The following is a 22,673-nucleotide window of genomic DNA, read 5'->3' on the forward strand; positions in this document are numbered from 1 at the left end:
GATCATGTTAAAATATGCAAGAAACGAATGCGGCTGCGAGTGACAGCGTCAAATGATGATCAACTGGAAAGAAGGAACAATCTCATGTTATCGATTCATAAAGCGGAGTATCAACATAAATCAACATTGCGCAACCTGATGGAATTGTACAAATATGATTTTACTGAATATGACCCGGAAGACGTCAACGAAAACGGGTTGTATGAGTATGTGTATCTGGATCATTATTGGACAGAAGCGGGCAGGCATCCTTTTTTGTTCCGGGTAGAAGGACAATTGGTCGGATTCGCATTGATTCGTGAAATCGAGAGTGAACAGGGAATGAGCATATACGAAATGGCAGAATTTTTTGTAATGAAAAAATACAGAAAGATGGGCATCGGCGCGCAAGCCGCCATTCAGGTGTTCAATCTTTTTCCCGGGACATGGAAAGTAGCGGAGATGGAGACGAATGAGCCTGCTCAGATTTTCTGGCGTAAGGTCATTGCACGTTATACCCATAATAAATACCAAGAGGTTAGAGAGCCAGAGTGGGACGGTCCCATTCAGATATTTACCACGGAGTCATGACGAAAAGGGGGAGAAGAGATTGTCCAAAATCAACATCAATCCAAGTACTTCAGAGGATTCAGAATATGTTCGCCAGCAACTTATCGCATTTAATGCTGCGCATGTGGGCGAGGAATTAAGGCATCGTTACGAAGAATTGAATTTTAACATCAAAAATGACGACGGCGAGATTGTTGCAGGTGTGCTCAGTACACTTTGCTGGAACTGGCTGGAGATCGACATTCTTTGGGTGGATGCAGAGCAGCGGCATCAAGGTTACGGTTCCCAATTGCTACGTGAGATTGAACGTATTGCACGTGAGAAATCCTGTGATTTCATTCAACTGAACACATTCTCATATCAGGCACCTGAATTTTACAAGAAGCATGGCTATCAATTGATCACAACGATCGAGAATGCACCGACCGGACACCGCCATTATTATTTTAAGAAGGACCTAACTTAAGGCAGCATATGTGAAATAGGACAAAAATCAGGAGGGTTATCATGGTTACCATTAGAGCAATTGAACTTGAAGATTTACCGGAGCTAAGCAAGCTATACAACGAGTTGATGGGTACACCGACCAATGAACAGCAGATGCAGAAGATGTTTCACTATATCCAGCAAAATGGACACTACCATGTACTCGGGGCATTTTACAACGGGGAATTGGCCGGATCGGTTATGGGCATTGAATGTATGGATCTGGCGGGTCAGTGCAATCCCTTCATGGTTGTGGAAAATGTAATTGTATCCGATCGGGTACGCAGACAGGGAATTGGTCAGAAGCTTATGCTTCAGATTGAGCACATTGCGAGAGATCTGGGTTGTGAATATATGATTCTGGTGTCTGGCGATCAGCGCAAAGAGGCTCATATTTTCTATGAAAAACTGGGCTTTAAGGATGAGAAGGTTCAGGGTTACCGGAAGCATTTTAATTGACAAATTTTCCTGTTTTCGTGACGGAGAATAGGGAGTGTGATTAGGAAACACGTCGACGTGGGTGGGTGTTCTGGGGCGGTCAATCAGGGTAAGTAGACATGTGAAATGGAAAACAAAAAGAGAGCTGGCAGCTCTCTTTTTGTATTTATTCCTTACTTTGTTCTTTGGAACCAGATGAGGATGATCGGATATATTGCGGTGGATGAACATCGTCAATCATTAAAATGCCGTCATACTGATCGCGTGGGACAAAGCTCTCAGGGTATATGCCCCAGCTGTATGCAAATCGTGGTTCGAACATCCAGGAGTTCCCTGTTTCTCTGCTCTGATACCGCATATCCAAGAAGCTGTACTTTGCATTGGTCGCTGACATAATTCCTTCAATGGAGCCGGGTTCCGCTGGCTCAACGGCATGAAGTTCGCGGGCATTATCAGCCGTTTGACCGCTGGATGCATACAATCCAATCACATAACTTGATTGTTTCATTTCCTTCGAAAGTTTTTCTCCCATCAGAGCTATTGGATAGGGGGAGCCCATTACTTCGCTTTGCGCTTTACGGATGTGATCATTATGTCCCCATACGATGAACTTTTCGTTTGGATATACTTCGGTAGCGAGCCACATGAGATTGTCATGCATCGCCTGATCGCGCCATTCCATTGAATCAATAAATGACTCCAGTTTGCCTTCATTCATTTCCGCCATTGAACGGATCGAAAGATCGACATATTCCCTCGCGACACGAATTCGGTCATTGAGGCTTCGCTCCAGCAGCATGGCAAGTTTCGGTTGGTTCGGGTATTCTTTTTGCAGATGAGTCTGGTTCGCTTCGGTTTTCAGGGATTGAAGGACATCTTTGTATACCTGGATGATTTCATTTTTCTCAGCGCGGTAGGCTTTCAGATCCGTTCCTGCGGAGAATTCGGACAGTTTTTGTTCCGTTTGTGCGAGACGCTTGGCGAGCTTTTGATCCTTCAGCCAGTTACCGTCCAACAACGGGAATTGAAGTTGCATGTCGAAACCGGTCAGGATCAGAGGCTGTTCGGTTTGTGCGTTAGCTTTGAGATAATCGAACAAGGGCGTTATTTCCTTAGACCACCAGACACCAAAGATGGAGTTTTTCATTGTATGCTCCGGACTTTGCTGTGTTATCGTTGCATTGGCCAGCGATGTGTTGGAGAGACCGCTCTCAAAGGCAAGAACATTGTATCCCATTTCCTGATGCAAAAACTGGATTAGCCGGGTCTTCGCCAGATTAAATTCGGCAACCCCATGGGAGCTTTCGCCCAGAAATACAATTCGCTTGTCATACAGTAGAGGCTTCAGCATATTCAGATCCGAAAAGGAATCTGGCTCTTGACCTGTCTTCACAGGCTGGATGCTATCCAGTCGATACGCATGATCTTTGGCCCATTCGTTCCATTCTGCAATTTTCTCATCCGATGTTTTCGCGGATTGCACTTGGGTGACCTGACCTTGTATGGTTTCCATGGTAGATCCTACTGCCGCACCTACATGCCCTGTTGGATAGAGCGAACTCGCAAGTATCGCTGTAGTCAGTGCAAATACAGCACCCGTTTTTCTTTTACTGAAATAAGTCAAAATAATACCTCCTTCATCATGTGTGTAATCCTAAATGATTCAGTATTGGAACCATCCGGCTTATTCCTGCCCCTCATCCCAGAACAGGTCATTCAGGGTTCTTGAGAGAGCCTTGCATATGGCAATACATAAGCTGAGGGACGGGTTATACTTTCCCAGTTCGATGAGACCAATGGTTTGTCTCGATACACCAACGATCCGTGCCAGGTCGTCCTGTGACAGATCCTTTTCTACCCGGGCGACTTTTAATCGTATATTTTTCATGCCACTCACCCTTGTACCTTTCTATGAATCCCACTGATCTTTACGCGCTGCTTTTTGACTCGCCTTGTTTGCAAAGTGATGAACGATGACATTGAATCCCGCAAAGAACGGAATGTAAAGCAGCAGTGCAGTAATAAAAACCAGGAAGAAAAACCACCACTTCTCAGATGTCGTTTCCGCAAACAAAACGGAACTTCTTATGCCCATGAACAAAGCAATCGAAAGGCCGATAATTAAACCCGTGATCACACTGCGCAGGTTATATGAGATCTTGCTCGTCTGATCATGGACTTCAACTTCATCCGAATAAATGCCCAGCATGACGGAACGAACTCCGGAATAGATACTTCCTGAGAGAAGCACAATCAATTCCGTCAGCATGGAGGAAGATTCCCAATTGAGAAAGCTTTTGATTATGAGGGAGATGCCACAGATACACATGATTAACATGTAAGCTTCCTTGTACACCTTGTTTTTTAGATGGACGATACGCTCATCCTGATTGCCGCTTTTTTTGAACCATTTCATGCTGGACCTCTCCTTTATAAAGATTTCTGTACATGTGGGAAATATTCCCTATGGTCTTCATGATAATACTATTTGAGTCTTTTTGCAATATATATATGTCATTTTGTTCAGTATAAAATACAATGCAATAAAATTAAACAATCTCAGATTATATGATAATGTTAACGAGAGGTAGAGGGGATGCAATTGAAGGGGCAATGTGTATCCTCCAGCAGGAAGTGATTTACTGCCCATATGGCATATTTTTTGGTAATATATACAAAGTGTTTGTATAAGACAGGAGGTTAACCATATCATGCGTATCGTAGATAACATTAAAGTCTGGGGGGAACCGCTGGAGAATGCAGTAAGTCAAGCGGTGACTTGCTCGCAGCATGGTGATGTACTAGGCGTGGCACTAATGGCAGACCATCACAAAGGGTACTCACAGCCTATCGGGGGCGTAGTCGCCTACCGGAACATGATCAGTCCGTCAGGGGTTGGATATGATATTGCCTGCGGTAACAAGGCCGTACGAACCAACCTGATGTGGGATGATATCCGGGATCAGATTGCTGTTATTATGGATGATATTAATTCGACCATATCCTTCGGCGTAGGTCGCAACAATCCAACACCTGTGGAGCATGAGCTGTTCGATGATGCCAGCTGGAAGCTGTTTGATTCCATTGAGCCTGGATTACAGCACAAGTTGAAGACACTCGCGCGCAACCAGCTCGGGACAGTGGGCAGCGGCAATCATTTTGTAGATATTTTTGTGGAAGAGGCAACGGGTAAAGTATGGATTGCAAATCACTTTGGCAGCCGCGGCTTAGGTCACAAGGTTGCGAGTGGTTTTCTGAATTTGGCTGCCGGACGTAAGTTCAGTGGTAAAGCGCCGGGAGAATCGATGGATCAACCACCGACATTGTTTGACCTTAAGAGTGAAATGGGTGATATGTATTGGGACGGGATGACTCTGGCTGGCCGATATGCGTATGCAGGCCGAGATTATGTGATTGAACAGGTTCTCGGTATTCTGGGTGCGAGTGCGGAGTATTCGGTTCATAACCATCATAACTTTGCCTGGAAAGAACAGCATATGGGCGAAGAAGTCGTGGTGGTCCGCAAAGGAGCAACGCCGCTGGCACCGGGTCAGCTTGGGTTTGTGGGAGGCAGCATGGGAGATATCTCGGTAATCGTGGAGGGAATTCACAGCGAGGAGAATACCGAGTCGTTTCGCAGTACCGTGCATGGTGCAGGGCGCACTATGAGCCGAACCCAGGCGGCTGGCAAAATGAATTACAAGCTGCGTACCCGTATGGGTGGTGAGATTAGCGAAGAACAGATGCAGGCGGCAATTCGGGCCTATGGTGTGGAGCTGAGAGGTGCAGGAACGGATGAAAGTCCATTTGTGTACAAGAAGCTGCAGGACGTGCTGAATGCGCATGCTCATACCTTGAAAATTAACCATATCCTGCGCCCCGTGGGTGTCGCAATGGCCGGAGGCAATGAAATCGATCCATATAAGGACTAAATTATATATGTTCAACTAAACATTTACACAATAACGGAGAGGACAGAAATAACCTGAAGAAGCGAAGTGTTCGCCTTTATCCCTGGATTTTCACAATTGAAAAAGGAATCAAAAAAATCTGGGGATAACAGCGATCGGAAGGTTGTTCTGTCATTGGAGTGCCGGTGTAAATATCGTTAGTTGAACTTATATAAAAAGAAGAAGGTGAACCTCATGAGAAATTGTGCAATATACAGCTCCCAGTTTGATCTGGATCAATTGTTTGAAATGATTCAATCCATATACCCTGAGGATACCATTGAGCGTAAAGAAGATAAAACCCACATTCAAGTCACTCACAAGAAGCTGTTCGGTAAGAAAACGAAGGGCTTCAATATCATGACCAGCCAGACCCACCCTGAAGAATTTACCACAATGATTCAGGGGATGCTGGGCTTTCTGAGTCAGATTGAGGGAAAGAATGCTTCGCTACAGGAAAAGGTACTAATTAAATGCTCTACACTAAATATGGTTGTTGGCATCGAGACGGAAGAGGACATCTCCGAGGAGTTCTTCAATGAGTTATTACATCTGGCCGACGCCCTCGATGCAGTCATCTTCTGGGGTGGTGGCTCCCTACTGAATCCGCAAGGTCAGCTGCTGCTGGATGTCAACGGAGAATCCGAAGTAGAGGATTACAAAGTGACAGCGCACGCCAGTTTCCTGGATGATGTCAGACCACCGTCGCAATCTGCAACTCTGCGCAAAGAACGCTCCGAGCAGCTTCTAACAGAGCAAGGAATGCCATTCAATGTTCATCTGCCTGCAAGAGCGGGGGATGAGCATACAACGATCCGTAATGTTCAAGAAGTGGCAGAGCGTGCGGTAGCCCTCTGTATTGCAGCTCTCAAGGGTGAATGTCTTGGAGCCGGTGAAAGCGCAGAAGATACAGCGGCACTGGTCCAGGAAGTAATCGACAAGTATGATGCAGCTTCATTCTTTTCACCTGTGGAGAGAAGATTTGTGGAGCAGCATGGGGCAGAACATCAGGAGATTATATCCTTTTCATGGGGATATGAAGCTTATCATGTCATGTTATGGGCACTTGGCTACGTCAAGGAGCTTGGAGCTCCGGTAAGTCTGTGCAACGTGGGACAGGATGTAGGATATTTGCAGCAATGTGACGATGTTGAAGCCTTTGTAGCCGGGGCACGGTTTCGCTCCAAAAGCGAGATTTTGGACGCAGCGGACCTAATTTACCGGTATAACTGGGTGTGTGTGAACAGTCGTGTGAAGGAACAAATACCTCCAGCGAGTCTCAATGGCGGAGTGGCCTACGAACGTCACCGTGCCCTGAACTGGCTGATCTGTTATCTGGATCAGGACTGGGATGAAGTGCGGACAGATACGTAGCATGGACTCTTAGAATCTATTTTTATATGACATCCAAACTCAAATACCCCCAAGCCAGGCGAACACTGGTTATGGGGGTGTTTTGGCTTCTCTTGGTACCTTACCGTTTATCCGCTATGTCTGCCGTATTGTTCCCGAATCATAACATCTGCGAGAATCAGCTTTTTCTCTACGTTACTCTCCGGGTTCACAATACGCCATAACATCTGGTCCACTGCACGTGCACCAAGCAACTCCTTGTTTACATTCACCGTGGCGAGTACCGGTATATTGTCGTACACATTATCGAAACCGGTGACTACACACTGATCGGGTACGCGAATGCCCATACTCTCCAGGGCTTCAATGGTGTAGAGCGCAAAGAAGTCATTCGCACAAACAAAAACCTCAGGCAAGTTCTCTTCATTAATGACCGAAGTAAATGTCTTACGGAAGTCATCCACATCCGGGCTGTTCAGTTCCGGGATCTGATTCAGATTCAATCCATGTCCCATTAATACTGAAGTATAGGCCACCCAGCGTTCATAGAAGCTGTGAGCATCACTGGTATTTCCAACAAACTGAAACCGTTTGAATCCCTTGCGCAGAAGATAGAGCATAATGTCACGCATGGATGCAAAATTGTCGGTGAAAATACTGTCGCTGTGAAAAACGGGGTCCAGATGATCCACCAAGACGACGGGAATGCCCAGACGCTTGATTTCAAGCAAAATGGGTGTCGTGATGGAACCCACCGTAATAATGCCCCGAATGGCATCCGGGTTCAGTAATGTGAACAATTGATCCGCAGAAGGCTCTGTCAGGGTGAGGATATTGATGCCTTTCTGATTCAGTCGGGATGATATGCCGTTAAAGACAGGCCCCCAGTATACGGAATCCTGATTCTGATAACGAACATTGGGAAACAAAATCAAAATGGTTCCACTCCACCGTGTGTTCTGCGGGTCCTGAAGCTCATTGCTGCTATACATATCACCAGATAACATGCTGTTATCTTTGAAATATCCAAGCTTGCCAGCGGCCTTGAGAATAACATCCCGTGTCTGTTCACTAACACCTGATTTTCCGGACAGTGCTCGTGAGACCGCAAATTTCGACAGACCTGTAAAATGTGCAATTTCCTGAATAGTTACCTTCGTCTTCATCATACCATCCTTACACTCGTATTTCTGCCGTATTCCTTACATTGCTCAATAAAGCTGATTCTAGTATATCATGATGTATTTCTCTTAATCTAATAACGGCTGGAGAAGTTAAAATGTTAGTGTCCCATACTATGAAACGACGGAAATAGACCTCGGTGATGGACATGGTTCAGGAGAAAAGAAAGAATTTTGAATGAGTAATTATCTTTTTGTTATTTTTTAAAATAACAAAATAAGAAAAGTGATTTTCGTTTTGAACATAAATGTACTTAGAGTGATATCTGAATAATATGCTATTTCAAAAGGGTTTAAGCGATATAACAGCATTTTATCAGAATAAATAGAAAATGTTAACAATAAAAATGTTGACGCTTACATTGTGCTATGTTAAATTTTGTTTGTCAAAACCAAACAATAAAATAACAAATGGTGGTGGTCATCGGATTTCATTAGGGGGATTGGGAGTCAGGAGATTATGTCAGAGCATGATTTTATACACATTCGGGGAGGTTGTTACATTCATGATTAGAAAATGGAATATTTTGCCGCTCATGTTATTGGGCGTAATGCTTTTTGTATCCGCTTGCAGTGGTGGTGGGACAGCTCAGCCGAGTACTGATGAAACAACCAATTCAGGCAGCAGCACTGGAACTGGAACCGCCGAGACAGACAAAGAAGGTGGAACGGAAGAATTGGCAGTCGATGTACCGGATTTGGGTGGACGTGTCATCAAGGTTGCGGCCTGGTGGGATCTGAAGCCAGCAGGGGAGACCGCATCGGATAAAGCGAGACTGGATAAAATTGCTGAAGTCGAGAAGAAATACAACGTAAAAATCGAGTTCGTGAATGTGCCATTCGAAGAGTACATGAACAAATTCACAACGACTGCGCTGGCTGGCGAACCTTTCGCAGACATCGTTCAGATGGAATACAAATCCGCACTACCCGCCATCCTCAAAGGGCAGCTGCTGCCTATCTCCGAATTCACCACAGCCGAGAATAACATCAACCAAGAGGCAAACCTGATCGCGAAATATCCTGCTATAACAGGCAACTACTACGCATTTGATTCTCCGACCAGCATCGGTCTGGGACTTCACTACAACCGTGACTTGTTCAAGAAGCTGTCGTTGCCTGATCCTCAGGAGCTGTATAACAAAGGCGAATGGAATTGGGATAAATTCATGGAGCTGGCGAAACAGGCGACCAAAGATACGGACAACGACGGGAAAATGGACGTATACGGTTTCTCCGGCTGGGCCATTGACGCGCTTCGTCACTTTACTGCAGCCAATGGCGGCACGATCGTAGATGACGAGCACTCGAAAGAAGGATTATCTGATCCGAAAACGATTGAAGCTGCCGAATTCGTCAAACGCCTGTATAACGTGGAGAATGTCGTGAAAGTCAAAACAGGCGACAAAACGAACTGGGAGGAAAGCAACACGTTCAAGGATGGAGATGTGGCCTTGTTCACTGCTGCGGAATGGCAACTGGGCGATATCACCTTTGCTGCTGGAGTCGTACCGATCCCGAACGGCCCTCAGGGCAACAAGGATGTAACATACGCCAACAACGCGGCCTCAGCCAAATTCATTCCAAAAGGTGTGGAAGATCCTAAAATCGTATACAAAATCTATGAAGAGACTTTCGACATCCCGCAAATTGAAGAGTACCCAGGTCAGGATTACCTGGAAAGTCGTTATACCGACGAGAAGGACATCGCCATGATTCGCGAGCATATCGCGGGAACGGGCCGTATCCTGCTGGATGACGCCTATGCGGGTTATCCAATCGGTGACTATGTAAACGACATTATCAAAAACAATGCTTCCGTTACGGCAACAGCCGAAAAGTATAAAGCACAGGCACAAGCCGCTGTTGATAAGCTTGGCAAACCATAACACCGGCATGATTCAGACAGGGGTGCCTCGTGTCCGGGCTCGCGCACGGGTACCTCTTTTTCTGTATCACCGAATAGGCATTGCTGGCATCAGCCTTGATGAGGAGGGCTCGTAGGATGGCTGGAATTCTACAACGAAAGAAATGGATCCTGCCTATAGTCATTGCAGCAGCGGCAGCCTGCGTCATACTTTTGCTTACTTCCGGTGCAGGTGTAAAGAGTGCAGTTGTGCCTTCTGGCAGTTTGCCTGCTATTGAGGTGGATGCCATCTTGCAGCAGACGAGGCAGAAGAACGGATATGAACAATATCTGTCCCAAGCAGGCCAGGCCTCATTACCGAATGTGGACATGACCATTGAAGCAGGAGACTACATACGGGTAGAGGGTGAAGAGGTACGCAAGCTGAATGATTATGAGGGCAAGCCAGGTATATCGCTTCATACCGGGGAGACATGCGAGATCGACTGGGTCGTTGATGTGCCGGAAACCGGGCTGTACAACCTCTCTGCTGTCTATTTTCCCGTAGAAGGCAAGAGTTCCGCAATTGAGCGTGCATTGTATATTGACGGTGAACTTCCGTTTACGGAAGCCGCCTATTTGCAATTTGATCGGGTATGGGGCAATGAAAAGCAAGCCGTTGAACAGGATAATCAGGGCAATGATCTTCGCCCAAAACAAGTGGAGAAGCCCCGCTGGATGGAGGAAACATTTCAGGACTCGGACGGGTACGAACAGGCTCCATTCAAGTTCTATCTGGAAAAGGGAGAGCACACGTTAACGCTGAAATCCTCGCGCGAACCCATGGTGATTCGATCGATACGGCTATTCAATGAGAAACCAGCCGTTCCTTATGCAGATACCGCAGGGGCGCAGCAGACGGACTATTCCGATCAGCCTAAGGATGTGCTCATCCGAATTGAAGGGGAAGCGGCTGTTGCCAAATCTTCACCTACGCTATATCCAGCCAATGAAAGATCAAGTTCAGCCGTATCTCCGTACAGCGCTTCCCGGGTGCGTATGAATACGATTGGCGGCTTTAACTGGCGACTGCCAGGACAGTGGATTGAATGGGAAGTGGATGTGCCGGAGAGTGGACTGTATCATATCGGTTTTACCGCTCAGCAAAATTTTGTCAAAGGCATCTATTCCACGCGCAAGCTGACCATCGATGGCGAGATTCCGTTTGCAGAGATGACGAAGGCGCCGTTCCGTTACCAAAGTGATTATCGCATTGATGTGCTGGGCGGTGAGGAAGCTTACAAGTTTCAGTTGGATAAAGGCAAACATGTCATTCGGATGGAGAACAGCCTAGGCGACTTCGCGCCACTTATTCGCAATGTGGAGGACAGCCTGTACAACCTGAACTCCATGTACCGGAGAATCCTGATGATTACTGGCACCAAGCCGGATGAATTCCGGGATTATCGGGTGGAGAAGCAGATTCCGAATCTCCTGGAAGTGTTCAGCGGAGAAAGCAAACGTCTGAAGGAAGTGGCAGGGCAACTTCGTCTCCTGTCAGGACAGTCCAGCGATCAGGAAGCGTTGATCCAAACGATGGCCCAACAATTGGATGAAATGATCGATAAACCGGATACCATTCCGAGAAGACTTGCCGCTTACAAAACCAACACGGGCGGACTGGGGACTTGGGTGCAGCAGGCTCGCGAGCAGCCGCTTGAAATTGATGCCCTCTATGTAGCTTCATTAGACAGCAGTATTCCCGGAACAGGTATGGGTCCACTGGCGAAGCTCGGTCATGAAGCGAAGACATTCTATCATTCGTTCTTCATTGATTACAACCAGATCGGGAACGTAGCCACATCAGAGGATCAGCGCACGGTGACGGTCTGGATCGGCAGTGGCCGGGATCAGGCGAATACGATGAAAGCGATGATTGATGAGACATTTACATCGGAGAGCGGGATTAACGTCAATTTGAAGCTGGTCAACATGGGTACGCTGTTGCCGGCCACTTTATCGGGGGAAGGACCGGGTGTCGCGATGCAGATCGGCAATGATCTGCCCGTGAACTTTGCCATGCGGAACTCGGCTGTGGATCTCACCCAGTTCAGTGACTATAGCGCGGTGGAACAGGAGTTTAGAGACAGTGCCATCGTACCGTACGCTTATGATTCTGGTGTATACGCCTTGCCGGAGACACAGACCTTTAATATGTTGTTTTACCGTAAAGACGTGCTTGCAGAGCTGGGGCTTGAAGTTCCTCAAACGTGGGATGAGGTCGAGAGCATGCTCGCGATTCTGAGCAAAAATCATATGGAATTTGGCATGCCGGTAGTGGCCCAGGCCAACATGCAGGGTGTGAACATCCCACCTAACTCGCAGTATGCCACGATGCTGCTCCAGAACGGCGGCTCCTTCTACCGGAATGACGGCAAGGAATCGGATCTGGATTCACGCATTGGTATTGAGACATTTAAGAAATGGACAGAATTTTATACCGATTACAAGCTGGAGCGGGAATACGACTTTGCCAACCGTTTCCGAACAGGACAGATGCCGATTGGTCTGACAGATTACACGATGTATAACCAGTTGTCCGTATTTGCACCGGAGATCCGTGGATTATGGGGATTTGTTCCGATTCCGGGGACGGTGCAGCCGGATGGAACATTGAATCGGGACGTTCCGGGTGGCGGCAGCGCGGTCATGATGCTGGAAAGCGCCAAGGATCAGGAAGCCGCGTGGGAGTTCATGAAATGGTGGACCAGTACACCGGTTCAAGCCGAGTTTGGTCGCGAGATGGAAGGGCTAATGGGTGCGGCTGCGCGTTATCCGACGGCAAACATCAAGGCACTTGATTCACTACCGTGGCCTGCTGAGGATTATGCGAATCTGAAGGCACAATTCGAGACGGTGAAGGGCATTCCCGAGGTGCCGGGCGGTTATTTTACCGGACGCCATCTGTTCAATGCATTTTACAAGACGGTTGTGGGCCAAGTGGAAGCCAGGGAATCCATCATGGATTACACCCAGTATATTCAGGACGAGATTCGGATCAAGCGTAATGAATTTGGTCTTCCGTAAGCAGAGGGAGGGTTAACAGTGTCACAAATATCACTCCGAGATGGACAAAACAGTCCTCCTGAGAAAACACCAGGCATGGGTATGAAATCATGGTGGTCCTGGAAGCTCAAGGAAATGAAGGCCAGCAAACATTCCTATGTACTGCTCGCTCCCTACATGATTCTGTTCATCATGTTCACTGTAATTCCGGTGGTCATCTCCATCATACTCAGCTTCACCTACTTCAACATGCTGGAGTTTCCGCGGTTTATTGGCTGGCAGAACTATACCCGGCTGTTTCTGGAGGATGACGTATTTCTGATTGCTATCAAAAATACGTTGCTGTTTGCCATTATTACCGGACCCATCAGTTATATTGCCTGTTTCGTATTTGCGTGGATTATTAATGAATTAACACCCAGATGGAGAGCGTTCATGACGCTGATCTTCTATGCCCCATCCATTTCGGGGAATGTCTATTTTATCTGGCTCATGATTTTCTCGGGGGATCGCTATGGGATAGCCAATGGACTGCTGATTAAATGGGGATTTCTGCTGGAGCCAATTCAGTGGTTGAAAACGGAAGCCTACATTATGCCAATCCTCATTCTGGTGCAATTGTGGCTGAGTCTTGGCACAGGCTTTCTGGCTTTTATTGCCGGTTTGCAGACCGTAGACCGGACGTTATATGAGGCAGGCGCAGTAGATGGAATCAAAAATCGCTGGCAGGAGCTTTGGTATATTACCTTGCCTTCGATGCGCCCACAGCTGATGTTCGGTGCGGTCATTCAACTCACAACCTCGTTTGCCGTGGCCGATGTCTCCATTGCCCTGGCCGGGTTCCCGAGTGTGAACTATGCAGCAGAGACGGTAGTAACCCATTTGATCGACTTTGGTACAACACGGTTTGAAATGGGATACGCTTCGGCGATTGCAACCGTACTGTTCATGATTATGGTGGGCACCAACCTGCTGGTACAGAAACTGCTTCGAAGGGTGGGAGAATAGCTATGGCTGCAATTGCCACAGGCAAAAAGCGGGTAAACCGCTCTTTATCAGGAAGCATCTCCCTGTTTGTCCTTCTGCTCGTATTTGGTGCTTTCATGGTGCTGCCGCTGATCTATGCGATTAATAATGCATTCAAACCGCTGGATGAGATTTTTACTTTTCCACCAACACTATTTGTCAAAAATCCAACGTTCAGCAATTTCACTGATTTGCTGAATCTGCTGAGTGACTCGTGGGTTCCGTTCTCACGATATATATTCAACACGGTATTTATTACGGGCATTGGCATCGTGGGCCATGTGCTGCTTGCTTCGGCAGCGGCGTACCCGCTCGCCAAGCACAAATTTCCCGGCAAAGTGTTCATGTTTCAGGTCGTTGTGCTTTCCCTGATGTTCACACCCGCCGTGACGGCCATTCCCAACTATATGATCATGTCATGGCTGGGCTGGATTGACACATATTGGGCCGTCATTATTCCGGCATTCGCCTATTCATTAGGTCTGTATCTGATGAAACAGTTCATGGAGCAGATCCCGGATGCGTTGCTGGAAGCAGCCAAAATTGACGGTGCGAGTGAATATCGGATTTTCTGGTCCATTGTTATGCCAAATGTAAAACCAGCCTGGCTCACCTTGATCATTCTGTTGTTCCAGATGCTGTGGGGCAGTGATGGCAATGGATACATCTACAGTGAACAGCTCAAGACCTTGCATTATGCGGCGGGTCAGATCATTCAGGGCGGGATATCCCGGGCCGGGGCAGGTGCTGCGGTGGCGCTTATTTTGATGAGTGTACCCATCACACTGTTTATTTTCTCACAGAGCCGCATCATTGAGACGATGGCGAGCTCGGGCATGAAGGAATAAGGGGGAACGATATGGCACGCACAGTGAAAAGATGGCTTGTTCTCCTGGCGGCAGTATCGCTGCTGCTGGTGAATGCCGTGCCTGCGGCGGCCTCCCCGGCGCCGTATGAGAGCTATAACTACAACTACTGGAAAGAGGCTGTTCCTTCACCGGATGCCTACCTGCCTCAGCGAACTATTTCGGGCAGCGACCTGGGCATTGGTGGATTTAAGGACCCCGCTGATGTGAACGTCTCTGCCTCCGGGCAGATTTATATTTTGGATAGTGGCAACAGCCGAATTGTTGTGCTGGACGAGAAATATAAGCTGCTGCGGGTGATCGAAGGATTTATGATGGACGGCAGCAAGGAGAGCTTTAATGCTCCAGGTGGATTATTCGTAGACGAAGAGGAGCGAGTATACATCGCTGATACAGGGAACAGCCGCGTGGTTGTCCTGGATGCGGAAGGCCAGCTGATCCATACCATTACGAAGCCGGAGTCCGATATCCTCGCGACCCATTTTCAGTTCCAACCGCTGAAATTGACGGTGGATCGGGTAGGCCGGGTGTATGTAATTGCCCAGGGTGTGTACGAAGGAATTATGCAGTTTGACGAGCATGGGCAATTCATCGGATACGTCGGTACGAACAAGGTGGAACGCGACTACGGCGAATACATTTGGCGGATGCTCTCAACCAAAGCCCAGCGGGCGCAGATGGTTTTGTTTGTACCGACCGAGTTTTCCAATGTGGATATCGACGCCAAAGGGTTCGTGTATGCGACCAATATCGACCCGGGTTCCAGTGAACCGATTAAACGTCTCAATCCATCCGGCGAGGATGTGCTGAAGAGATTTGGTTACTTTGAAGTCAAAGGAGATATCCGATTCCGTAATAACCCGGGTCCGTCCAAACTGATTGATGTGAAGGTAATGGGCAACGGTATATACAGTGTTCTCGATGCGACACAGAATCGTGTGTTTACTTACGATGATGAAGGTCATCTGCTCTACGTATATGGAGGCAAAGGAAATCAAGTGGGAACGCTCAAAACACCAGTCGCCATGGAACAATCCGGGGATCATCAACTGGTACTGGATCGAGGGAAAAGCAATCTGGTTGTCTATGAGCCAACACGGTTTGGAGCCAGCGTGAATGAGGCGATTGCCCTTCATTATCAGGGTGAGGATACGGAGGCTGTTCATATTTGGAAAGAAGTGCTGAAGCTGAACGCGAACTATGATATCGCCTATATCGGTATCGGCAAATCCTTGCTAATGGAGAAGAAAAACGAGGAAGCTCTGGGTTACTTCGAACTGGGTATGGATCGCAAAAGTTACTCTGTCGCGTTCAAAAGATATCGGCGAGAGATGATGAAGGAGCATTTCGGCACCTTTCTGACGCTTGCCATCGCACTGATTTTCATGCTGATCCTGGTCCGAGTGGCGGTTAAATGGAGACGGAGGAGGCAGATTGACCGTGAAGCAGGATTACATTAGGTTTCCGCTGCATATCATTTTTCACCCCATTGATGCATTCTGGGATATCAAGTCGGATCAGCGAGGCAAGTTGACCGTTGCTTTTGGTGCACTGGCGCTTACTATCATCATGATGATTTTGCAAAAACAATACGCGGGGTTTCTTGTGAATTACATCGATCCTCGCACAATCAACAGCATAGGGGAGATGTCAACGGTTGCAGTGCCGTTCTTTCTTTGGTGCATAGCCAATTGGGCGGTAACCACCCTGATGGAAGGTGAAGGAAAGTTCAGGGAGATTTTTCTCGCAACAGGATACTCACTCATTCCGATTATTTTGATCTATATCCCGATGATTATTATCAGCCGGTTTATGGTACAGGAAGAGACGGCTTTTTATTATTTGTTTAATAGTATCGCGTTCTTCTGGTTTCTGCTGCTGCTCTTCATTGGCACGATGACGGTACACCAGTACACCGTGATCAAAACGATCCTGACGATGCTGCTAACAGTAATTGTCATGGGCATTATTGTGTTCCTCGGGGCACTGGTGTTCAGCATGTTGCAGCAGCTATATGAATTCGGTTACAACATCTATCGTGAGTTGATTTTTCGGACCTAAAGGAGGCGGCATCCGTGAACAAAAGGCAACGAATATATACGGTGCTGGCCAGTGGTGCTGCTGTGATCCTGATTGCGGCTGGACTGCTGTATATCAATAACAGGGGAGTACCTGCCGTGGAAGCAGCGGCTTATCTTGAAGCAACAACAGAGGCTGTATCAACCGAGACGGAGTCACTGCAATTCCTCACTGATTCTTCACAGGGTGTGCCGGGTATGCGACTGGTCGAAGAAGATCAGGAACTGGCGCTGTATTACAACGAGGAAACGACGGAAATTGCCGTTCGTGATGCAGCGAGTGGGCAGATATGGTACAGCAATCCGAAGGAAAGGTCTGCGGACGGTCTTGCTTCTGCTTATGAAAAGGAAGTGCTGTCCTCCCAGCTGAACGTGTCATTTCGGGATGCGATCGGTACGCTGGAGAACTTTCCAAACTTTAGCTCCAGTATCAGCAACAAACAGTTCGCCGCCGTCAATGTGGATCAGGGCATTCGCGTTACATACACGCTTGGGGATACCTCGCTCGGCATTGATGCCCTGCCCAAACTGATCAGCAAACAGCGTCTGGAGGAAAAGGTTCTTTCGAAACTGGATGCCACAGTGGCAAGATATACATCTGCTCGTTATTATCCAACCAAAACCAACCCGGATGTGCTGGAACGGTTGGATGGACAGATCTCAAAGCAGCTTGTGCTGAACAAGATGCTGGATGCCTTTGAGGCGGCGGGGTACACCGCAGACGATCTTGCTTTTGACAATAAGGAAAATGGAGTCGAAGGCGGGGGCACATCGGATAAGCCGAGCTTCGTCATTCCGGTGGAATATCGGCTGGATCAAGGCTCGCTGGTTGTAACCGTGCCGCTAAGTCAAGTGAAAGAGAACGGACAATACCGCATTCGCAATATCGATCTGCTCGCTTACTTTGGTGCCGCGGATACGAAAGGTGAAGGTTATATGTTTGTACCTGACGGTTCAGGCAGTCTTATCCATCTGAATAACGGAAAGGTCAAGGAGGAGCAGTACGTACAGCGTGTGTACGGTGCAGATCCGAATGACAATTCACTCAGTCGCCCGCAGGTCAGTGAATCTGTCCATATGCCTGTCTTTGGTTTGAAGAACGGTGAACATGCCTGGTTTGCCGTGATTGAAAAAGGGGACGGTATGGCCAGCATCTCAGCAGATATTGGAGGCAGGCAAAATAGTTACAACCATGTCTACGGCACGTTCTCCCTGCGGGGTGAGGATGAGCTGGAGATGTATACCTCACAAAAGATGCAGGAGATTCAGCTATTGAGCGAGGAACCGTTCCGTGGGGATATTCAGGTGCGATACCATTTCCTCAACGGCAAAGATGCCAGCTATTCCGGCATGGCTCGCTTGTATCAGCAGCAATTGGTGGGGCAGAACGTACTGAAACCGCTGGAAGCCGAGTCGGCATTGCCTTTTTACGTGGATGCGTTAGGTGCAGTGGACAAAAAAGCTTCATTCCTGGGTGTACCTTATCGGACCACATTGGCAATGACGACATATGAACAAGCGACCGAAATGGCTGCCAAGCTGCAGCAGGAGGGTGTGAATCGCGTGCAGATGCGGTATCAGGGGTGGTTTGGCGGAGGTTTCAGTCACCATACACCCACCCAGGTCAAGCTGGACAGTGAAGTGGGCACTCGGTCCGAGCTGTATGATTTGTCTGAACAACTGAAACAATCTGGCGGAGCGTTATTCCCTGATGTGGCGTTCCAGCGTATTTATCACGACGATTGGAACTTTGCTCCCTCCTCCGATGCAGCGCGATTTGTAACCAAGGAGACAGCTGAATTGTATCCCTACAGTCCAGCCCTCAACCGGATGGATCAGAGCAAAGACAGTTATTATCTGTTGTCGGCTGCCAAGCTGCCGTATGTGGTGAGCGAGTTTGCCGGGAAAATCAATAAACTGGAGCTCAGCGCATTATCTCTGCGTGATCTCGGGCAGGTGTTAAGTTCGGATTATCGCGATCGTCGTGTCATCCACCGGGAGACCGCGAAGAACATCGTGAAGGAGCAGCTGGGTAAGCTGCAGCAGGAGTATCCAAATATGATGTTATCCTCCGCTAACGCCTATGCATGGGGATATACGCAGCATATTGTGGACGCTCCCTCAGGCTCCAGCCAATTTAATATTACCGATGAGGAAGTTCCTTTTTATGAGATGGTCATTCATGGATACATGGATTACGCTGCTTCCGCAATGAATACTTCAGGAGATCAGGATCTGCGCAAACAGCTGCTTCGCAGTCTGGAGCTGGGCTCAGCACCGCAGTTTCAATGGACGTATGAACCATCATCCCAGCTGAAACTGACCAGTTATGATTCGGCATATGCCACTGACTTTGCCTATTGGGTAGATGACGCAGCTGCATTATACAAGGAAGCAAATGAGGTATTAGGGAATTTGAGGAACCAGCCAATAACCGAGCATGAACGAGTTCAGGAAGGTGTTGTACGAGTCACTTACAGTGGCGGTGCATCTATCTTGATCAATTACACGGACGATCCAGTAACGATGGATGGGATTACCGTTGGCGGGGCGGACTATGCAGTGGAAGGAGTGAACCGATGAGAACCCTTCGTTTATCGCTGAAATCCAGGAGAGCGCTGCTTGGACTTGCATTTATTTCGCCTTGGCTGATTGGTTTCATCTTCCTGTTCGCCACGCCGCTGCTGCAATCGATCCGGTTCAGTTTGAACAATCTGTCGGTTGCCCCAGGAGGATATGTACTGGATTTTGTAGGATTGAAAAATTTTAAGGATGCCATTCTAGTCGATGCTACATTTAACCGGATCTTGGTGGATTCGGTTGGAGCGATGCTGCTGAATGTGCCCATGATTCTGTTCTTCAGTCTGTTTACAGCGACCCTGCTTAACCAGAATTTCAAGGGCAGAACGATGGCGCGTGCCATCTTCTTCCTGCCGGTGATACTAGCCTCCAGTGCGGTGGCAGCGGCTGAGTCCGCAGGGTTGATCAATCTGATGGGGGACGCCAGTGCGATTGAATCGTCTACCGAAGGGGGAGCCTCTTTCAACGTCATTTCAATGGTGCGAATGCTGAATGATGTGGGACTGCCCATGGCTTATGTCGATTATATCGTGGAAGCCATTATGCGCATTTACAATATTGTCAGCAGCTCTGGCGTACAGATTCTGATCTTCCTTGCTGCGCTGCAATCGGTACCAGGTTCCATGTACGAAGTGGCCAAAATTGAAGGCGCAACGGCTTATGAATCATTCTGGAAAATTACGTTTCCGATGGTGAGTCCATTGATCCTGACAAATGTTATCTATACCATCATTGATTCCTTCGCAGGCAGTCCGGTGACCGAGGCCATCTATCAGACGGCGTTCAAAACCCAGAACTTCGGCTTAAGCTCGGCCATGTCCTGGCTGTACACCCTGGTCATCGGTCTGGTATTGGTTGTTGTCGGATGGGTACTGTCACGGCGGGTTCATTATAACTGAAAGTTAACGAACGTTGAAGGAGGCATGAGACTATGGCTGTGTCGGGAACGGATCGCATGGTGGTGGTTCCGAAAGAAAACTACCGCATGCAGAGGGTACGAAACAAGACATCGGACCTCCTGTATTCCATATTCAGATATGCACTGGTTATCGGTATTTCATTTATTATTTTGTATCCGTTATTTCTTAAAATCTCGGTTGCGTTCAAGGATAAACAGGATATCTATAATCCGACTATCTATATGATTCCTCAGCATTTTACGTTGGATAATATCAAGCTTGCGGCACAGGTGATGGATTATTTGCCTTTGCTGGCGAACACGCTGTTGTTCGTCATGATTACAACGCTGCTCACAGCCATATCCTGTGCGTTAGCCGGGTACGGCTTCGCCCGCTTTTCTTTTCCTGGCAGCAATGTGCTGTTTGTGTTGGTCATCCTCACCATTCTCGTTCCGACGAGCACCCTGATGGTGCCGATGTATCTGCATTTCCGTAACTTTGACATCCTGGGGATGGTTCATCTGTTCACGGGACGAGAGGGGATCAATCTGCTGAATACATACTGGCCGTCCATGATTACCGCGGCTACGGCAGGTGGGCTGAAGGCAGGGCTGTTCATTTATATTTTCCGCCAATTCTTCAAGGGCATGCCCAAGGAAGTTGAAGAAGCTGCGCTGATCGATGGAGCAGGTGGGTTTCGGACCTTTGCCCGAATCATGCTGCCGAATGCCATTTCACCGCTAATTACGGTCATTCTGTTCTCTTTTGTCTGGCAGTACAATGATACATTCTATTCGGCGCTATTCATGAGTGAAAGTCCACTCATCTCACTGAAGGTGGCATCATTGCCTGCCCAAGCCAACCAGTTGATTCCCCAATTGATGGGTTTTGGTTCGAGCTCGGGGATGAAGGCAGATCCGAACTATGTTGCCATGATCGTGGATACAGGCATTCTGCTGGCGATTGCACCGCTCATTATTTTGTATTTGTTTGTACAGCGGTATTTCGTGGAGAGTATTGAACGCTCCGGGGTTGTTGGATAAGAAGAAGAGTAGGCGTTCGATTGCTGTACTCAACATATCTGATTGCTGATTGAAAGTTGGATGTTCAATGGGCTTGGACCATGCTATAGAGTGAGGGGGAGCTATGATGGAGAGCAAGATTAGCAGTATTCTGGTGAATGAAGCAGCGACTTCCGAGGCCAGAGAACTGATGAAGTACTTGGCGGAGCGTTATAGAAAAGGGATACTGTCGGGTCAGCAGGATTACGGCAATCTGAACTGGATTAATGAGAATACAGGCCGCAAGCCGGCGGTGATCGGATTCGATCTCATGGATTATTCTCCATCAAGGACAGAACGCGGCGCAATCTCCCAGGAAATTCAGGATGCGATGGCATGGCACCGGCAAGGCGGAATTGTGACATTGTGTTGGCATTGGAATGCACCTACTCATCTGATTGTTGAACCAGGGAAGGAATGGTGGCGCGGTTTTTATACCGATGCGACCACCTATGATCTTGCATCAGCGCTGGCTCATCCTGAGTCGGAAGAGTATACCCTATTGATTCGGGATATCGATGCTATTGCAGTACATCTGCAAGAACTAAAGGACGCTGGGGTGCCTGTGTTATTCCGGCCGCTTCATGAAGCGGAAGGAGGCTGGTTTTGGTGGGGAGCCAGAGGACCTGAAGCTGCCATGCGGTTATATCGCCTGCTGTATGATCAATTGGTCAACACGTATGAGCTGGGTAATCTGATCTGGGTCTGGAATTCCGAAAAGCCGGAGTGGTATCCGGGTGACGATGTAGTGGACATTGTGAGTGTGGATGTGTATCCAGAAGCAGGCGATCACAGCCCAATAGCTGAACGTTATGATAATCTGCGTGCACTGGTGAATGACAGCAAAATCATTGCCTTAGCCGAGAACGGCTCCATTCCTGATCCAAAGCAAATGAAAGAGCAAGGTGTGCATTGGAGCTGGTTCTGTACCTGGACGGGAGAATTCTTAAAGGGTGGTAATCATAATACCGTGGCGTATTTGAAGGAAGTATATAATAGTGAAGAAGTAATTACGCTGGATCAATTACCGAAGTGGAGTTGGAGAGAGGGCTGTAATTTGAACTTATATTAACTTGAAAACAAGGGGTGTCCCAAAAGTCATGAACATGACGGTGGACGCCCCTTGTTCGCGTTAATTTGGCCTAACGAACCTGACACATGTCATTCGCTCTCATTTACACCGTTCTGAGATGTAACGAATCCCAGAGACGTTATTTTATCAATGAGGTGTCGATTTTTAGCTCAGATGCTTTGTTTTCACCGAAATAACGTCACTGAAGTTCGTTAAAATTGG

The 22,673-nt window shown here is 47.8% G+C and carries 19 protein-coding genes; 15 read left to right on the plus strand and 4 right to left on the minus strand.

The window, feature by feature from the left end:
* Positions 1-84 precede the first annotated feature (84 nt).
* Genes P364_RS0100635 through P364_RS0100645 form a run of 3 tightly spaced genes read left to right on the plus strand, consistent with a single transcriptional unit; the run spans position 85 to position 1,494 of the window.
* On the plus strand, positions 85-570 hold the full coding sequence (locus tag P364_RS0100635; RefSeq protein WP_024628238.1) for a GNAT family N-acetyltransferase: 486 nt from the start codon (positions 85-87) through the stop codon (positions 568-570).
* 19 nt (positions 571-589) lie between these two features.
* Positions 590-1,015, plus strand: a complete 426-nt coding sequence (locus P364_RS0100640; protein WP_024628239.1) for a GNAT family N-acetyltransferase — start codon at positions 590-592, stop codon at positions 1,013-1,015.
* A gap of 41 nt (positions 1,016-1,056) precedes the next feature.
* On the plus strand, positions 1,057-1,494 hold the full coding sequence (locus P364_RS0100645) for a GNAT family N-acetyltransferase (protein ID WP_024628240.1): 438 nt from the start codon (positions 1,057-1,059) through the stop codon (positions 1,492-1,494).
* Between the two features lie 145 nt (positions 1,495-1,639).
* On the opposite strand, the gene P364_RS0100650 is transcribed toward P364_RS0100645, so the two are convergent.
* Genes P364_RS0100650 through P364_RS0100660 form a run of 3 tightly spaced genes read right to left on the minus strand, consistent with a single transcriptional unit; the run spans position 1,640 to position 3,889 of the window.
* Complete coding sequence (locus tag P364_RS0100650) at positions 1,640-3,097, minus strand: erythromycin esterase family protein (RefSeq protein WP_024628241.1); 1,458 nt, start codon at positions 3,095-3,097, stop codon at positions 1,640-1,642.
* A 60-nt stretch (positions 3,098-3,157) separates the two neighbouring features.
* Complete coding sequence (locus tag P364_RS0100655; protein WP_024628242.1) at positions 3,158-3,361, minus strand: helix-turn-helix transcriptional regulator; 204 nt, start codon at positions 3,359-3,361, stop codon at positions 3,158-3,160.
* A gap of 21 nt (positions 3,362-3,382) precedes the next feature.
* Positions 3,383-3,889: a DUF6773 family protein gene (locus P364_RS0100660; protein WP_024628243.1), complete on the minus strand. Its 507-nt coding sequence runs from the start codon at positions 3,887-3,889 to the stop codon at positions 3,383-3,385.
* A gap of 295 nt (positions 3,890-4,184) precedes the next feature.
* On the opposite strand from P364_RS0100660, the gene P364_RS0100665 reads away from it, so the two are divergent.
* Together P364_RS0100665 and P364_RS0100670 are read left to right on the plus strand one after the other, a co-directional pair.
* On the plus strand, positions 4,185-5,405 hold the full coding sequence (locus P364_RS0100665) for an RtcB family protein (protein WP_029880622.1): 1,221 nt from the start codon (positions 4,185-4,187) through the stop codon (positions 5,403-5,405).
* A gap of 213 nt (positions 5,406-5,618) precedes the next feature.
* Positions 5,619-6,797, plus strand: coding sequence for a DUF4272 domain-containing protein (locus tag P364_RS0100670; protein ID WP_024628245.1), 1,179 nt, complete (start codon positions 5,619-5,621; stop codon positions 6,795-6,797).
* Positions 6,798-6,904: 107 nt separating this feature from the next.
* Here P364_RS0100670 and P364_RS0100675 read toward each other — a convergent pair whose 3' ends face one another.
* A complete protein-coding gene (locus tag P364_RS0100675; protein WP_236642156.1) occupies positions 6,905-7,945 on the minus strand; it encodes a LacI family DNA-binding transcriptional regulator in 1,041 nt (346 codons plus the stop codon).
* Positions 7,946-8,463: 518 nt separating this feature from the next.
* Between P364_RS0100675 and P364_RS0100680 the strand changes: the two genes are divergently transcribed.
* From P364_RS0100680 to P364_RS0100725, 10 genes are all read left to right on the plus strand, one after another.
* Positions 8,464-9,846, plus strand: coding sequence for an extracellular solute-binding protein (locus P364_RS0100680; RefSeq protein WP_029880623.1), 1,383 nt, complete (start codon positions 8,464-8,466; stop codon positions 9,844-9,846).
* A gap of 116 nt (positions 9,847-9,962) precedes the next feature.
* Positions 9,963-12,890, plus strand: a complete 2,928-nt coding sequence (locus P364_RS0100685) for an extracellular solute-binding protein (RefSeq protein ID WP_024628248.1) — start codon at positions 9,963-9,965, stop codon at positions 12,888-12,890.
* 75 nt (positions 12,891-12,965) lie between these two features.
* A complete protein-coding gene (locus tag P364_RS0100690; RefSeq protein WP_029880624.1) occupies positions 12,966-13,877 on the plus strand; it encodes a carbohydrate ABC transporter permease in 912 nt (303 codons plus the stop codon).
* A 2-nt stretch (positions 13,878-13,879) separates the two neighbouring features.
* Positions 13,880-14,743 (plus strand): carbohydrate ABC transporter permease, encoded by an 864-nt coding sequence (locus P364_RS0100695; RefSeq protein WP_024628250.1) that lies wholly within the window; start codon positions 13,880-13,882, stop codon positions 14,741-14,743.
* Between the two features lie 11 nt (positions 14,744-14,754).
* Entirely contained in the window at positions 14,755-16,221 is a 1,467-nt protein-coding gene (locus P364_RS0100700; RefSeq protein WP_024628251.1) for an NHL repeat-containing protein, read from the plus strand.
* Positions 16,202-16,822 carry a YIP1 family protein gene (locus P364_RS0100705; RefSeq protein ID WP_024628252.1) on the plus strand — a complete coding sequence of 207 codons (621 nt, stop codon included), beginning with the start codon at positions 16,202-16,204 and terminating at the stop codon, positions 16,820-16,822. Before P364_RS0100700 ends, P364_RS0100705 begins: the two co-directional genes overlap by 20 nt.
* Positions 16,823-16,836: 14 nt before the next feature.
* Positions 16,837-19,422, plus strand: coding sequence for a DUF5696 domain-containing protein (locus tag P364_RS0100710; RefSeq protein ID WP_024628253.1), 2,586 nt, complete (start codon positions 16,837-16,839; stop codon positions 19,420-19,422).
* The gene (locus tag P364_RS0100715; protein ID WP_024628254.1) at positions 19,419-20,318 is read left to right on the plus strand and encodes a carbohydrate ABC transporter permease; all 900 of its coding nucleotides are present in this window, start codon (positions 19,419-19,421) and stop codon (positions 20,316-20,318) included. Before P364_RS0100710 ends, P364_RS0100715 begins: the two co-directional genes overlap by 4 nt.
* A 32-nt stretch (positions 20,319-20,350) precedes the next feature.
* The gene (locus tag P364_RS0100720) at positions 20,351-21,361 is read left to right on the plus strand and encodes a carbohydrate ABC transporter permease (RefSeq protein ID WP_024628255.1); all 1,011 of its coding nucleotides are present in this window, start codon (positions 20,351-20,353) and stop codon (positions 21,359-21,361) included.
* A 103-nt stretch (positions 21,362-21,464) separates the two neighbouring features.
* Positions 21,465-22,451, plus strand: a complete 987-nt coding sequence (locus P364_RS0100725; protein ID WP_081717880.1) for a glycosyl hydrolase — start codon at positions 21,465-21,467, stop codon at positions 22,449-22,451.
* Positions 22,452-22,673: the final 222 nt, after the last annotated feature.

This window comes from Paenibacillus sp. MAEPY2, from assembly GCF_000499205.1.
In the GTDB taxonomy this organism is placed as follows: domain Bacteria; phylum Bacillota; class Bacilli; order Paenibacillales; family Paenibacillaceae; genus Paenibacillus; species Paenibacillus vandeheii.